Origin of the sequence: Marinobacter gelidimuriae (assembly GCF_000372805.1) — a bacterium.
In the GTDB taxonomy this organism is placed as follows: Bacteria; Pseudomonadota; Gammaproteobacteria; order Pseudomonadales; family Oleiphilaceae; genus Marinobacter; species Marinobacter gelidimuriae.
Genome location: NZ_KB889827.1, coordinates 130,223 through 145,097 on the forward strand (window position 1 = coordinate 130,223; position 14,875 = coordinate 145,097).

A 14,875-nucleotide genomic window follows, 5' to 3' on the forward strand; every position below is an offset into this window, starting at 1 on the left:
TTACAGACACTATTTCAGGCACTATTTATAGCCCTGTGTCATGGTCCCGTGGCGGTTGCACCTGTTGATTGGTTTCGCTTTCACGAAAGCCAATCAGGTACAGAATGGCGTCTAATCCGAGCGTTGAAATGGCGTGGCGGGCAGATTCCTTCACCACGGGTTTGGCACGAAACGCCACGCCCAAGCCAGCTTCGCTGAGCATGGGCAAATCATTAGCGCCGTCACCCACTGCGATCACTTGTTCGTGGGAAATGCGTTCTTTTTTCGCAATCTCCAGCAGTAGTTCGGCCTTGCGCGCACCGTCTACAATGGTGCCAGACACCCGGCCGGTTACCTTACCGTCCACAATCTCCAATTCGTTGGCGTAAACATAATCAATGCCCAGTTGGCGCTGAAGGTTGCGGGCGAAGTAGGTAAAGCCTCCCGACAGAATCGCAGTCCGGTAACCCAACGCCTTCAAGCTTCGAATCAGGTGCTCGGCGCCTTCTGTCATCTTCAAGCGCGCGGCAACCCGCTCCAGAACCGACTCATCCAGCCCCTTCAACAGTGCAAGACGCTCGGCAAAGCTCTGGCTGAAATCCAGCTTACCCTGCATGGCGCGCTCGGTGATGGCCGCCACCTGAGGCCCTACACCAGCCTCCAGCGCCAGCTCGTCAATCACCTCGGCTTCAATCAGGGTGGAATCCATATCGAATACCACAAGGCGGCGGTTGCGGCGAAAAATAGAATCTTCCTGGAACGCAATATCCACGTTCATCTCGCTGGCCAGATGCAGAAAGTCGGCTCTCAACTGTGCCAGATTGTCTGGCGTCCCACGCACGGAAAATTCCACACAGGCAGTGCGGTTTTCATCCACGTTCAGTGACGGCCGCGCCGACAGGCGCGTGATGTTGTCGATATTGAGCTGGTGGCGCGCGGTAATCGCCGACACCCGCGCAATCTGCTCGGCGGTTATGTCCCGCGCCAGCAGCGTTACAATGTAGCAGGCGCGGTTGCGGCTCTGAGCCCACTGTTGGTATTCCTCGGGTGTAATCGGCGCAAACCGCACCTGCAAATCCAGGGCGTGCAAGCGAAATAACAGATCGCGGATCACCGGTGACGAGTGCGACGCGTCAGGAATCTGGATCAGAATCCCCCACGTCAGGTAATCGTGAATCACCGCCTGGCCGATATCCAGAATGCGCACCTCGTACTGGCCCATAATACCGGTAATCTCCGAGGTCAGGCCGGGCTTGTCGCGCCCGGAAACGTTGATCAGAACCAGTTCACTCACTGTCTGCTTGCTCCTGTTGATGGGCCGCACCGGTTGCCGCCACCACCACAGCCGCAACCCCGATACGGTCAACCCGTTGCAGGCCCCGTGGTAACTTGTGGCCTCGACGGCCACGCTCGCCCAGATAATGCTCAAGATCGCTGAACTGAAGGCTCATTTTGCGTTTGCCGGCGTGGATTTCGAGCTGGTCGCTGTGGGCGAATACTGCCACCGCTACCACAAACTCTTCACGGGACTGCACCCGCGCCGAAGGAATACTGATCAACTTGTTGCCTTTGCCTTTGATCAGTTCCGGCAGTTCTGTGAGTGGGAACACCAACATCCGGCCTTCGTTAGACACTGCGGCCAAGTAAAGAGTTTCGCGGCTTTCAGGCGCCATCAACGGCACCACCACCGGCGCCATAATGCGGGCACCCTTAGGCACACTGACCAGAGTCTTACCGTTGCGATTCTTGCTCAGCATGTCACCCAGCGAGGTTGCAAAGCCATAACCGCCATCGGTCACCAGCACCACCTTGCGTTGGCTGTCGCCCATCAGCAAGCCGCAGAATTGAGCGCCCGGCGGGGGGTTGATGTGCCCGCTCAACGGCTCACCCTGGCCTCTGGCCGACGGCAGGCTGTGGGCCATCAGGGCGTAGGCGCGCCCGGTCGAGTCAAGAAAAATAACCTGCTGGTTATTGCGCCCGTGTGCCTGCAAAGCAAACTTGTCGCCGGCCTTGTAACTCAGACCCAGCGGATCGATATCGTGGCCTTTGGCCGCTCGCACCCAGCCTTTTTCAGACAGCACAACCGTGACTGGATCGTTGGACGCCAGGTCAACATTACTAAACGCCCGGGATTCGCCACGTTCTACGATGGGTGAACGGCGGTCATCGCCGTAAGTTTCGGCATCTTGCTGTAATTCAGTTTTAATCAACTGGCGCAGCTTTTTCTCGGAGCCCAGAATGGATTGCAAGTGATCGCGTTCGGTGGCCAGTTCATCCTGTTCACCGCGGATTTTCATTTCTTCCAGCTTCGCCAGGTGGCGCAATTTCAGTTCTAAAATTGCCTCAGCTTGCTCCGACGACAGTGAAAATCGCGCTATCAACTCGGCTTTGGGTTTATCCTCATAGCGGATAATTTCGATCACTTCGTCCAGATTCAGATAAGCAATCAGCAGCCCTTCCAGCAGGTGAAGTCGGGCCAGCACTTTATCCAGCCGGTATTGCAGACGCCTTATCACCGTGGCGCGGCGGAACGTAAGCCACTCGGTCAGCAGCTGCACCAGGCCTTTCACACCAGGACGGCCATCGTTACCAATCACGTTGATATTCACCCGATAAGGCTTTTCCAGGTCGGTACTGGCAAACAGATGTGCCATCAGGCCTTCGGCGTCTACCCGGCCTGAACGCGGTACAATTACCAGCCGGGTTGGGTTTTCGTGGTCTGACTCATCGCGTAAATCCGCCACCATGGGCAGTTTTTTAGCCTGCATCTGCTGGGCAATCTGCTCTAGCACACGGTTACCGGATACCTGATGGGGCAAATCAGTGATCACCAAGTCGCCGCCTTCATTCACCCAGCGCGCACGCATGCGCAGCGAACCGCGACCGGTTTCGTACATTTGCAGCAGGTCTTTACGCGGGGTAATAATTTCCGCTCGAGTGGGGTAATCCGGCCCTTGAATGTATTCGCACAGCTGTTCTACCGTGGCATCGGGCGCGTCCAGCAGGTGAACACAGGCCGCCGTCACTTCGCGCACGTTGTGGGGCGGTATGTCGGTCGCCATGCCCACCGCAATGCCCGTGGTGCCGTTGAGCAACACATGGGGCAAGCGCGCCGGCAGTATGGAAGGCTCGTCCATGGTGCCGTCAAAGTTGGGCACCCAATCGGCCGTACCCTGGCCCAGCTCGCTAAGCAGCACATCGGCAAATCGCGCCAGGCGGGATTCGGTGTAGCGCATGGCAGCGAACGACTTTGGATCATCTGGCGAGCCCCAGTTGCCCTGGCCATCCACCAGCGGGTAGCGGTATGAAAATGGCTGTGCCATCAACACCATGGCTTCGTAACAGGCGCTGTCGCCGTGGGGGTGGAATTTACCCAGCACGTCGCCCACGGTGCGGGCGGACTTTTTGTATTTGGACGTCGATTTCAGGCCCAGTTCCGACATGGCGTAAATAATGCGCCGCTGAACCGGCTTCAGCCCGTCCCCGACATTGGGAAGAGCGCGATCAAGAATGACGTACATGGAGTAGTCAAGATAGGCTTTTTCCGTATAGTCCCTGAGCGCAACCCGCTCAAAGCCCTCATCCGTTGTCTGAAACTCTGGCATGGATGCCTCTTTTGCCTGAATTATCTGAAGGAAACACAAAGCTGCCGGCGCCTTGCGCGGTCAGTCTGGGACCGCACATTATATGGAGCCGGCGGCGGATACACCAATTCCAAATAGCGGAATTCCCGAATGGAGCGGTTTCCGTAATCATCGTATGCTCCGCGGCAGTAATAGAAGACCGTTTTTTCTTTCACCTAAGCGGACCACTATGAAGCCAAACCTGAAAGCCTGCGGGCAAGCCATGATGACTGCGTTGGTTAATGCAGTGCTAGCGTTAGTGCTGATGTTGTTGGTGGAGTTTGCTATTAGCGGCAGCTTCCGCGTTCCGGCGGCGTATCTGTGGGCCGGCCTGGTGATTTGGCTGGTTATTTTTGTCGGTCAGTTCTGGCGTATGCGCTACCTGTGCCAATGCAGTGAGCCGCGCCACAAAGAAGCCTGAGCCCGCTAACCAAAAGCCTAAACAAAAATGGCGGAGCCACACAGCTCCGCCATTTTTTTGCGCCGATTTATTGCACTCGCCATTTGGAGATTACTGGCGGATACCTTCCACCGAGATCTCCAGAGTAACAACCTCTGACGCCGGGCCCAAATTGGTGGGAATACCAAAGTCAGCAAGCCGAAACTCGGTTTCTGCCTCAAAACCCATGCGATAACCACCCCAGGGATCGGCGCCGTGGCCAATCATTTCCGCATCCAGGACGACTTCACGGGTAACACCGCGCAACGTCAGGTCGCCCACAATATCAGCTTCTCCTTCTTCGTCCAGACGAATGCCGGTACTTTTGAACGTCGCTTGCGGGTATTCACCGGTGTAGAGAAAATCTTCGTCGCGGAGGTGTTTGTCGCGCTCGGCGTGATTGCTGTCAACACTGGTGGTATCGATGGACACCGACACCGAGCTGTTCTGCGGATTTTCGGCGTCGTACACAAACTGACCGTCGAAATCGTTGAAGCGCCCATACAGCCAACTGTAACCCAAATGTGAAATACGGAAGTTGATAAACTGGTGAGCACCCTTTTTATCAAAAGCGTAGGTGCCGGAGTGGTCTGCGGCCTGAGCGCCACCGACCAGAGCCAGAGACACAGCCGATGCCAAAAACAATCGTTTCATAAGAAATTCCTCATCCGGTAAATGTCAGTACCGGAAATCTTCAACGCCCAAACATACGGCGCAACGTATTGTCCCGGTCAATAAAGTGGTGTTTAAGCGCGCCAAGCGCATGAATACCCGCTAATACGACGACACCCCAAGTTACCCAATAATGCACCACACCGGCGGTGTCTTCCATGCCCTTGATGCGACCCGTGATGGAGGGCACATCAAACCAGCTAAACACGCTTACCGACGAGCCGTCGGCGGTAGAAATCAGGTAACCGCTGACCATGGCAACAAATAGCAGGACATACAGCAAACCATGGGACAGGTGCGCCGCGACAAGCTCCCAACGCCGATGACCCGGCATCGGTTCCGGCCGCGGATTCATCAGGCGCCACACAACCCGCAGCAGCATGGCAATAAATAACAACACGCCTACACTGCGATGAATATCCGGCCCCTGTTTGTACCAGGCGTCGTAATAAGTAAGCCCTACCATCCAGTAACCCAAGCCAAACATGCCCGCCACGGTTAAGGCCACCAACCAGTGCAGAAAAACCGCCACCAGGCCATAAGTCGCCTGACTGTTACGCAGTTTCATAGCGCTTCACGCTCCTTTTCCGACATAAGTCATTTGCCGTATAGGGCATTTACGGATTGTTCAAAAATAGCCCAGCGCTATGATGATCATACTGCATCCCAATAAACAGAAAAAGACGCTTTATTATGGAACTTGAATTCGACGAACACGTAGTTGTACCGAGCAATAACTAAAGGCAACGCCAACACTGCAACGGCTCACGCCGGGTAAGTTGTTACGACTTCGCTGATTTCCCTGAACCCTTCATAAAAGAAGCTGGCCCGGAAGATCAGCGAAGTCGTTTTGCTTTTGGTGGGCCTATTTTCCCGAGTTTATACCGGAACATCCGCCATATTACCGTAGGCTTCCAGCCAGGCACGCCGATCGGGCGCACGCTTTTTACCCAATAACATGTCCATACAGCTGTCGGTGTCGTCACCGTCTGCAATGGTCAGCATTACCAGCCTGCGGGTATCCGGCGCCATGGTGGTTTCGCGCAGCTGCAGCGGGTTCATTTCGCCCAGGCCCTTAAACCGCGTGACCGACACTTTTCCACGGCTGTTCTCTGCTGCCAGGCGGTCAATAATGCCCTGCTTTTCCGATTCATCCAGAGCGTAAAAGGTCTGCTTGCCAAGATCTACCCGGTACAGCGGCGGCATGGCCACAAACACGTGACCGCCGGCAACCACCGGCCGGAAGTGCTTCACAAACAGCGCGCACAGCAGCGTGGCGATGTGCAGCCCGTCGGAGTCGGCATCGGCCAGAATACAAACCTTGTTGTAGCGCAAACCGGCCAGCTCGTCCGAACCCGGGTCTACCCCGATGGCCACTGCAATGTCGTGAATTTCCTGCGACGCCAGCACTTCGCTGGAATCCACTTCCCAGGTATTCAGAATTTTGCCCTTCAAGGGCATAACGGCCTGAAATTCGCGGTCCCGGGCCTGCTTCGCCGAGCCACCGGCGGAGTCGCCCTCTACCAGAAACAGTTCCGAGCGCGCGGTGTCACTGCCCGAGCAATCCGCCAGCTTGCCCGGTAGCGCAGGGCCCGAGGTAATTCGTTTACGGGCTACTTTTTTACTGGCTTTCAGGCGGCGCTGGGCGTTGCTGATAAAAAGCTCGGCCAGTATTTCGGCGATGTCGGTGTGCTGATTCAGCCACAGGCTGAAGGCGTCTTTCACCACACCGGAAATAAACGCGGCAGCCTGGCGCGATGACAGGCGCTCTTTCGTCTGGCCGGAAAACTGCGGCTCCTGCATCTTGAATGACAACACATAAACCACCCGCTCCCAGATATCCTCCGGTGACAACTTGACACCACGGGGCAGCAGGCTGCGAAACTCACAAAAGTCACGCATGGCTTCTAACAGGCCCGTGCGCAGACCGTTGACATGGGTGCCGCCCTGGGCGGTTGGAATAAGGTTAACGTAGCTTTCGGCAACGGCGTCACCGCCGTCAGGCAACCACTGGATGGCCCAGTCCACGATTTCTGTGTTGCCAGAAAAACTGCCAGTAAACGGCTCAAGAGGCACCACTTCGCTGCCCGCCAGGGAAATACGCAAATAGTCCCGCAGGCCATCTTGATAACACCATTCGTCTTTCTCGCCGGTTTTTTCCTGGCCAAAAGTCACCGTTAACCCAGGACACAAAACCGCCTTGGCGCGTAAATTGTGGCGCAGGCGGCTGACCGAGAAATTGGCCGAGTCGAAATATTTAGTGTCCGGTGTGAATTTGAGCCGGGTACCGGTATTGCGTTTGCCGCAACTGTCGACAACCTCCAGTTCAGTCACTTTATCGCCGTTGGCGAATGTCATCCGGTGCACCTGACCGTTGCGCCGAATAAGCACTTCCAAATGCGTCGACAGAGCGTTGACCACCGACACGCCTACCCCGTGCAGCCCCCCGGAAAAACTGTAGCTGCCCTCGGAAAACTTACCGCCGGCGTGCAACCGCGATAGAATCAGTTCTACCCCCGGCACGCCTTCTTCCCGGTGCATGTCCACCGGCATGCCCCGGCCGTCGTCTTCCACGCTCAGCGAGCCGTCGCTGTAAAGCACGACATCAATGCGCTTTGCGTGGCCGGCCAGAGCCTCGTCCACGCTGTTATCGACCACTTCCTGGGCAAGATAATTGGGGCGACTGGTGTCGGTGTACATCCCCGGCCTTTTTCGCACCGGGTCCAAACCGCTCAGAACTTCAATGGCATCGGCGTTGTAAGTTTGCTCGCTCATAGGCGGGGTAAAGCTCCGAATGGGAAAAGTGGACCGCGGCCTAGCTTAGAGAATCAGCAGCAAAGTTCAACGGCTGTTTAACAACGCCAGGCTACAAGGACTCAGAACCCAACTTTAAGGACCACCTTACCAGTAGCACGGCGCTCAGTCAGGGCACCAAGGGCCTTGGCGTAATCCTCAAACTCGAAAACCTCGCTGATTTTCGGATCAATTTTACCCTCGGCGTAGAGCTTCATCAGCTCCATCATGTTCTGGGCACTCGCTTCCGGCTCTCGCTGGGTAAAGCTGCCCCAGAACACACCGACGACAGAACAGCCTTTCAAGAGCGTCAAGTTCGCTGGAATTTTCGGGATATCGCCCGCGGCAAAACCAATAATCAGATGGCGGCCGTTCCAGGCCATGGCTCGCAGTGCCTGCTCCGTGTAATCACCACCCACGGGGTCGTAAATTACATCCACGCCCTTGCGGTTGGTCAGGCGCTTTATGGTGTCTTTAAGGGGCTCTTCCGTGTAATTGATCAACTCATCCGCACCCGCGGCTTCGGCAACTGCAAGCTTCTGTGCTGAACTGGCGGCAGCAATCACACGGGCACCCATGGCCTTGCCCAATTCAACCGTTGCCCGCCCCACACCACCACTGGCGCCCAAAACAAGAAGACTTTCCCCAGCCTGGATGTTCGCGCGCTGCTTCAGAGCGTAATAGGACGTGCCGTAAACCATCATAAATGCAGCGGCTTTTTCGTCACTCATGCCGTCTGGCAAAAGCAACAGATTATGCTCAGGTACGATCACTTCTTCAGCAAACGCGCCATAGCCGGTCAAGCCCGCAACCCGATCGCCGACTTTAAAACGAGTGACTTTTTCTCCCACTGCAATCACTTCACCCGACATTTCGCCGCCCGGAGAAAACGGCAAGGTCGGCTTGAGCTGGTATTTACCTTCGATAATAAGCGTATCAGGAAAGTTCAGGCCCGCTGCTTTTACGCGCACTTTAACACCGCGGCCTTTCGCTACAGGGCTCGGCACATCTTCAATCACGAGCGTGTCAGCAGGGCCGTATTCTTTACAGAGAATGGCTTTCACAGAAACTCCCATACGATGTCGTTGCTTGATTCTGAAAGGGCAAAATTCTGCCCCCTTTTTGGTTGCCCTCAAGCTAAACACAGTCAATCCATGAAGCAAATAAATCTTTCTTATTCGTTTGAATAAACACGGCTTATAGCGTGCAAAAGGACTAGGGGCTTTATAAATGCCCTGACCACCCTTTCCTCACGGCTGATAAGTTGCTGGTTCTAACCGGAACTTTGGGCAAAATCAATCATCCCTTGGCCTGAGAGCCCTCAGGCGTTAACATTGCCGTTTTTTAAGCAGCCCGATTTTTCCAATTAGCCCGACTCCCGAAATCCCAGCATCTGTGAGGCAGACCCCCGTCATGCTTGAACGATTGTTTAAACTCCAGGCCCACGGCACCAACGTTCGTAAAGAAGTCGTTGCCGGTATTACCACCTTTTTAACCATGGCCTACATCATCGTGGTTAACCCCAGCATTCTGTCGTCCACCGGTATGGATTTTGGTGCGGTGTTTGTAGCCACTTGCCTGGCGGCCGTTGTCGGCACGCTGATCATGGGCCTGTGGGCCAACTACCCGATTGCCCTGGCGCCGGGCATGGGCCTGAACGCGTTTTTCTCGTTCACCGTGGTTGGCAGCATGGGTTACACCTGGCAAGTGGCTCTTGGCGCCGTGTTTTTGTCAGGTTTGATATTCTTTGCGCTGAGTATTTTTAAAGTGCGGGAGTGGATCATCAACTCCATACCATTGTCTTTGCGCTTTGGCATTTCTGCCGGTATCGGTTTCTTTCTGGCGTTAATTGCCCTGAAAAACGCCGGCATTGTCGTCGATCACCCAGCTACCCTGGTGGGTATGGGCGACGTCAAGGCGGCCGAGAGCCTGCTGTTTTTTGGCGGTTTTATTTTAATTTGCGCGCTGTCGTTCCGCCGCGTTACCGGCGCGGTGATGATCGGCATTATTGCGGTTACCCTGGTAGCGCTTGCTACCGGCATGATTGAGTACAACGGCCTGTTTTCAGCACCGCCCAGCCTGGCCCCCACCTTTATGCAGCTAGACCTGGCCGGCGCGTTTAACGTCGGCATGATCAGCGTTATTTTTGCCTTTCTGTTTGTTGACCTGTTTGACACCTCTGGCACCTTGATCGGCGCCGCCCAACGTGGCGGCCTGCTGGACGAGAATGGCAAACTGCCACGCCTGGGCCGCGCGCTCATGTCAGACTCCGTGGCCACCATGTCGGGTGCTGTTCTGGGCACATCAACCACCACCAGCTATGTGGAATCCACCGCCGGTATCGCCGCGGGTGGTCGCACCGGCTTGACGGCGGTGGTTGTCGCCGGCCTGTTTGCCGCGTGCCTGGTGCTGGCGCCCCTTGCCAGCATCGTCCCTGCCTACGCCACAGCTCCGGCGCTGTTGTACGTCGCGGTGCTAATGGCCAGTGGGCTGAAGCTGATCGACTGGGACGATGTGACCGATGCCGCACCAGCGGTTGTCACCGCGCTGATGATGCCGCTAACGTTCTCGATTGCTAACGGCATCGCCCTGGGCTTTATCACCTACGCGGTACTGAAAGCCCTGAGCGGTCGTTGGTCTGATCTCAATCTGAGCGTGGTCGTTATCGCTCTGGTGTTTATTCTTAAATTCATTTTCCTGGATGTCGCGTAAGCGGCGCCCGGGCGTAAGGCAGGGGTTTCATGGATTACTTTTCCCAGAGCATCAAGCAGGCTATCCGCACGGTTCCGGACTGGCCGAAACCCGGTGTCACTTTCCGCGACATCACGACGGTGCTGCAGAACAAAACCGCGTTTCGCAAACTGATTGATGCCTTTGTACACCGCTACCACGACCAGCATATAGACGCGATTGCTGCGGTAGATGCCCGTGGCTTTATCATTGGCTCTGCTCTGGCGTATGAACTGAACGCCTCGTTGGTGTTGATTCGCAAGAAAGGCAAACTGCCGTTTGATACCTTGGTGGAAGACTACGAACTGGAATACGGCACCGCCTCGGTGGAGCTGCACAAAGACGCCCTCAAACCCGGCGACAAAGTGGTGCTGGTCGACGATCTAATCGCCACCGGTGGCACCATGCTGGCTGCCTCCCGGCTGATTCGCCGGATTGGCGCCGAAATTGTAGAAGTAGCGGCGATGATCGATCTGCCCGACCTGGGCGGTTCTGACAAGCTGCGAGCTGAAGGCTTAACGGTTTATACTGTATGCTCATTCGAGGGAGAATAAGCCGCCCTCAAGGAGGATACTATCGTGAATTATCAGCACCATTGGCACGACACCACCCCTATTCATTTGCCCCTGGGCAAAATTGTCTGCATCGGCCGTAACTATGCCGAACACGCCAAAGAACTGAACAACCCGGTCCCGACCGAGCCCCTGCTGTTCATAAAACCCGCCACCGCCGCGGTACACCTGACCAGACCTCTGGACTTCCCGCGGGATCAAGGCGCCGTGCACTTTGAAACCGAATTAGCAGTGCTGATTGGCAAACCCCTGACCAACGCCTCCGCCAGCGATGCAGAAGCGGCGATATTGGGTTATGGCCTGGCGCTGGATTTAACCCTCCGTGACCTGCAAAGCCGTCTTAAAAAGCAGGGGCACCCATGGGAGCGGGCTAAAGGTTTTGATCGCGCCTGCCCACTCACGCCGTTCGTCCCAGCCAACGATCTGGACAAGCGCCGCCTGCACTTCAGTCTGGATATAGACGGCAAGCGCCAGCAAAGCGGCGACACCGCCGACATGCTATTTCCGGTGGTGCCCCTGATTGCCCACATCAGTACACAGTTCTCTCTGTTACCCGGGGATGTAATACTGACTGGCACGCCCAAAGGTGTCGGGCCACTGCAATCCGGACAAATCCTGCAACTGACGCTGGAAGATCGCCTGTCGGTGTCGACCAGAGTGGTTTAGAAAGAGATTTAAAGAGTGATGTAAAACGAGCTTTAGACAACAGCCTCAAGCGTGGTTTAACGTGACGACGCTGAATCGTTTTTTGGTTAGGAGCGTATATCTGGCATGGCAAAAAAACCGGTTACCACCCGAAGTGGTCGTTTTTTCAAACTCGCAGGTATGACGGCCTCCGTGGCCGGACAATTCGCTGGCCAAAAGGCGCGCAGTTTTTTCAGCAGTGAAAACGACGAAGGTGCGCGCAGCGAGAGCTACAGCCGTATGGCGTCGCGCATTACCGACACCCTGGGGGAAATGAAAGGCGCTGCCATGAAGGTGGGTCAGATAGCGTCGCAAACCCAAGATTTTTTACCCCGGGAATTTTCTGACGCCCTGCAAAAGCTTCAAAAAGAAGCGCCGCCCATGCCCTTCGAGGTGATTCGCCAGCAAATTGAAACCGCCTTGGGCAAACCGGTGCACGAGCTTTACGAGTACCTGCAGGAAGCACCTTACGCGGCGGCATCGATAGGCCAAGTGCATCGGGCGCGAATGCACGATGGAACTGATATTATCGTGAAAGTGCAATACCCGGGTGTTGATGAATCGTGCGATTCCGACCTCAAACAGCTTCGCCTGGCTTTAAAGCTGGGCGGTCTACTGAAAATGCCCAAGGAATCGGTAGATCAGCTGTTCGGCGAAATCCGCGAGCGCCTGCACGAAGAGCTGGATTACGACAACGAAGCCCGCAACCTTGATGTGTTCCGCGAGTTTCATCGCAACGATCCCTGGGTGGTTATTCCAGCGGTGGTGCGCAGCCATTCAACCCGCCACGTGATGACTCTGGAGCTGGAGGAAGGTGACCACGTAGGTGATATCACCCCGGAGCGTTACGACCAGGACACCATCAATCTGATCGGCCACCGCATTTTTACCGCGATGGCCGATCAGCTATTTCGTTTTCAGTACATTCACGGTGACCCACACGCCGGTAACTTTGCTTACCGGCCGGACGGCACCATCGTGATGTACGATTTTGGCTGTGTGAAAAAGCTGAAACCAGAGATTGTGCGGGCTTACCGCAATGCGGTGACGGCTGCTTTAGAGCAGGATTATAAGGCGCTGGATCAGTATTTGATTGATTTAGGTGCGCGAGTTGAGAGCCAACCGGCGATTGACGAGGCCTATTACGCCATGTGGCGGGATATTTTGGTTGTGCCGTTTGAGTCTGAACAGCCCTACGATTTTGGTGAGGCGCGCCTGCATAAGGATGTGGCGGCCAAGACGAGTACGGTGTTTAAGTATCTGGATTCTTTCAAACCGCCGGTGGAGAGTATTTTTATTGACCGGATGATTGCGGGGCATTATTGGATGATGAAGCGCTTGGGGGTTCAGGCGGCTTTTGGTAATGAGTTGCGGGCGTATTTGGCGGAGTTTGCTGATTAGGAGTTGGCTGCATACTTCTCGGGCGGAGTATACGGCACCTTAATTCTGCCACCTTGCGGTTTTATACGTAGCCTGAAAGGCCTTCTGTCAACAACAGTCAAGTTGGGTGGCTCTCAATCTCCTCTCATTCTAACGAACTCAACAAGCACCATCGTTGCCGACGCTCAGTTAGTGTTCGTGATTGACACTACGTTCGACGCCGAAGCGATAATTTAAAATTGTAAGCCAATTCAACATAACCGCGATTATGCGCGGAAAAGATTGATTATTAAGCGAGTAACCACTTGTTCACTAGACGGCAGTCGGTTGCTCAATTGATCGCCATATTCGATTGTCTTCGATCATTGAGCCACAGTATTATGCCCATTATTAATCACCTACCCCGTGGGGTTCCCGTTGTCTAAATCTGCTTTGAGTCGCGCGCCAAACTCTGGCTTCACACTGATCGAATTGGTCATGGTGATTGTTATTTTGGGTGTTCTGGCAGCATTTGCATTGCCACGATTTGCGGATCTGTCTAGTAGCGCCAGGCAAGCAAAAATGGAAGGTGTCTATGGTGTGATGCAGTCGGCGGCATCCATCGTGAGTATGGCTTGTAAAACAAATACTGCGTGTAATCCATCAGCCCCCTCAGCGGATGGAGGTTTAGGAAATGCGATTACTCTTGAGGGCGCAAGCATTACCTTGGCTTATGGATACCCCCGTCGCACGGAAGCTGGGATTGCCAGGGCTTCGGGCGTTCAAGATGAAAGCGATGGCGGTGACTACCACTTAAGCCAATCCAATGCATCAAGCGTTGAACGCTTGCGGGTTCGTCCGGACGGCGATATGGCCGTCAAACAGTGTGAGGTGCTTTATCGAGAGGCGGAATCGGCCGGGCAGTCGCCGGAGATAACGTTGATAACCACCAATTGCTGACTGGCCACGATCCGTATGCCTATCTGAAAGACGTACTGACGACGCTGCTGACGCAGAGAAATAACGCCACTGATGAATGGCTACCGCACAACAGAGCGCCGGCGATTATTAGCAAGGTGTGATGTCCAGCTGCTTAAGTTTAGCTGGTTCAACTGCAACCTATTTACCGTACTTTCGATCCGGGATCATTCAATGTGACAATCCAAAGCGTCACAATTGGGTATAAACGAATGTTTATTGCCGCGTCATTATCCTAACCACCCTAATGGGACAAAGCACACTCAAGCTAGCCCATGAGGTGCTGACCTAAGCACAGTTTTGGTAATTGGTCCAGACCCACGCCTCCCGAGCTTTCTGGGTTTTGCCCGTCGGTTCTTCTATCGCTTAAAATTATTTACCCATTCTGCCACGCCTTCCACCGCGCTTTTTTGAATAAACCGGGCGCGGGAGACTCTTCCTGCTGGGGTGGCCGGGTCGATGACGGTGATGGGCACGTCGCGTTCTACTTCGTGGACCAGGCCGGCGGCCGGGTAGACTTGTAGGGAGGTGCCGACTATGAGCAGGTCGTCGGCGCTACGAACTATGTCTATAGCGGCTTCGAACATAGGGACTTCTTCGCCAAACCAGACGATGTGGGGGCGCAGCTGACTGCCGTCCCGGCTGCGTTCGCCCAGGCTGATGTCGCGGTAGCCGATGGTGTGAATGGCTCGGGGGTTTTTGCTGCTGCGGGCTTTGGTAAGTTCGCCGTGCAGGTGTAACACTTGTGTAGAGCCGCCGCGTTCGTGTAAGTCGTCTACGTTCTGGGTGACGATGGTCACCTGATAGAGGCGCTCCAACTCGGCCAGCAGGCAGTGGGCGCGATTGGGTTGGGTATTTGCCAGTTGGCGACGGCGTTCGTTGTAGACGCGAAGCACCAGCGCCGGGTCGCGTTGAAAGGCTTCGGGGGTAGCTACATCGTGTACGCTGTGTTTTTCCCACAGTCCGCCGTTGTCACGGAAGGTAGCCAGGCCGCTTTCGGCGCTGATGCCAGCGCCAGTGAGTACTACGATGTGTCGCTTCATGTC

Annotated in this window: 14 protein-coding genes; 7 read left to right on the forward strand and 7 right to left on the reverse strand. The window is 55.2% G+C overall.

All coding sequences use genetic code 11. The annotated features are described in order from the left end of the window. Window positions 1–25: 25 nt before the first annotated feature. Window positions 26–1,273, reverse strand: coding sequence for a phosphoserine phosphatase SerB (serB, locus tag A3OI_RS0100640; RefSeq protein WP_018402431.1), 1,248 nt, complete (start codon window positions 1,271–1,273; stop codon window positions 26–28). Continuing rightward, on the reverse strand, window positions 1,266–3,584 hold the full coding sequence (gene parC, locus A3OI_RS0100645) for a DNA topoisomerase IV subunit A (RefSeq protein ID WP_018402432.1): 2,319 nt from the start codon (window positions 3,582–3,584) through the stop codon (window positions 1,266–1,268). Before parC ends, serB begins: the two co-directional genes overlap by 8 nt. 208 nt (window positions 3,585–3,792) lie before the next feature. Between parC and A3OI_RS0100650 the strand changes: the two genes are divergently transcribed. After that, entirely contained in the window at window positions 3,793–4,023 is a 231-nt protein-coding gene (locus A3OI_RS0100650) for a hypothetical protein (RefSeq protein ID WP_007350607.1), read from the forward strand. Between the two features lie 90 nt (window positions 4,024–4,113). Here the strand turns inward: A3OI_RS0100650 and A3OI_RS0100655 are convergent, their stop codons facing one another. From A3OI_RS0100655 to A3OI_RS0100670, 4 genes are all read right to left on the reverse strand, one after another. Beyond that, the gene (locus A3OI_RS0100655; protein WP_018402433.1) at window positions 4,114–4,695 is read right to left on the reverse strand and encodes a YceI family protein; all 582 of its coding nucleotides are present in this window, start codon (window positions 4,693–4,695) and stop codon (window positions 4,114–4,116) included. A gap of 40 nt (window positions 4,696–4,735) precedes the next feature. Then, window positions 4,736–5,281 (reverse strand): cytochrome b, encoded by a 546-nt coding sequence (locus A3OI_RS0100660; RefSeq protein WP_018402434.1) that lies wholly within the window; start codon window positions 5,279–5,281, stop codon window positions 4,736–4,738. A gap of 311 nt (window positions 5,282–5,592) precedes the next feature. Then, entirely contained in the window at window positions 5,593–7,488 is a 1,896-nt protein-coding gene (gene parE, locus A3OI_RS0100665) for a DNA topoisomerase IV subunit B (protein WP_018402435.1), read from the reverse strand. Between the two features lie 101 nt (window positions 7,489–7,589). Continuing rightward, on the reverse strand, window positions 7,590–8,570 hold the full coding sequence (locus A3OI_RS0100670) for an NADPH:quinone oxidoreductase family protein (RefSeq protein ID WP_026223920.1): 981 nt from the start codon (window positions 8,568–8,570) through the stop codon (window positions 7,590–7,592). Between the two features lie 349 nt (window positions 8,571–8,919). Here A3OI_RS0100670 and A3OI_RS0100675 point away from each other — a divergent pair, with 349 nt between their 5' ends. The 6 genes from A3OI_RS0100675 (at window position 8,920) to A3OI_RS23000 (ending at window position 13,933) form a co-directional block, all read left to right on the forward strand. Next, complete coding sequence (locus A3OI_RS0100675) at window positions 8,920–10,218, forward strand: NCS2 family permease (protein WP_018402437.1); 1,299 nt, start codon at window positions 8,920–8,922, stop codon at window positions 10,216–10,218. Between the two features lie 29 nt (window positions 10,219–10,247). Continuing rightward, window positions 10,248–10,790 carry an adenine phosphoribosyltransferase gene (locus A3OI_RS0100680; RefSeq protein ID WP_007350599.1) on the forward strand — a complete coding sequence of 181 codons (543 nt, stop codon included), beginning with the start codon at window positions 10,248–10,250 and terminating at the stop codon, window positions 10,788–10,790. 24 nt (window positions 10,791–10,814) lie between these two features. Continuing rightward, complete coding sequence (locus tag A3OI_RS0100685) at window positions 10,815–11,474, forward strand: fumarylacetoacetate hydrolase family protein (protein WP_018402438.1); 660 nt, start codon at window positions 10,815–10,817, stop codon at window positions 11,472–11,474. A gap of 105 nt (window positions 11,475–11,579) precedes the next feature. After that, window positions 11,580–12,893 carry an ABC1 kinase family protein gene (locus A3OI_RS0100690; RefSeq protein ID WP_018402439.1) on the forward strand — a complete coding sequence of 438 codons (1,314 nt, stop codon included), beginning with the start codon at window positions 11,580–11,582 and terminating at the stop codon, window positions 12,891–12,893. 396 nt (window positions 12,894–13,289) lie between these two features. Next, a complete protein-coding gene (locus A3OI_RS24365) occupies window positions 13,290–13,811 on the forward strand; it encodes a type II secretion system protein (RefSeq protein WP_081622855.1) in 522 nt (173 codons plus the stop codon). Then, window positions 13,805–13,933, forward strand: coding sequence for a transposase domain-containing protein (locus A3OI_RS23000; RefSeq protein ID WP_407635504.1), 129 nt, complete (start codon window positions 13,805–13,807; stop codon window positions 13,931–13,933). Before A3OI_RS24365 ends, A3OI_RS23000 begins: the two co-directional genes overlap by 7 nt. A gap of 255 nt (window positions 13,934–14,188) precedes the next feature. On the opposite strand, the gene A3OI_RS0100700 is transcribed toward A3OI_RS23000, so the two are convergent. After that, the gene (locus A3OI_RS0100700; RefSeq protein WP_018402441.1) at window positions 14,189–14,872 is read right to left on the reverse strand and encodes an SIR2 family NAD-dependent protein deacylase; all 684 of its coding nucleotides are present in this window, start codon (window positions 14,870–14,872) and stop codon (window positions 14,189–14,191) included. Window positions 14,873–14,875 lie beyond the last annotated feature (3 nt).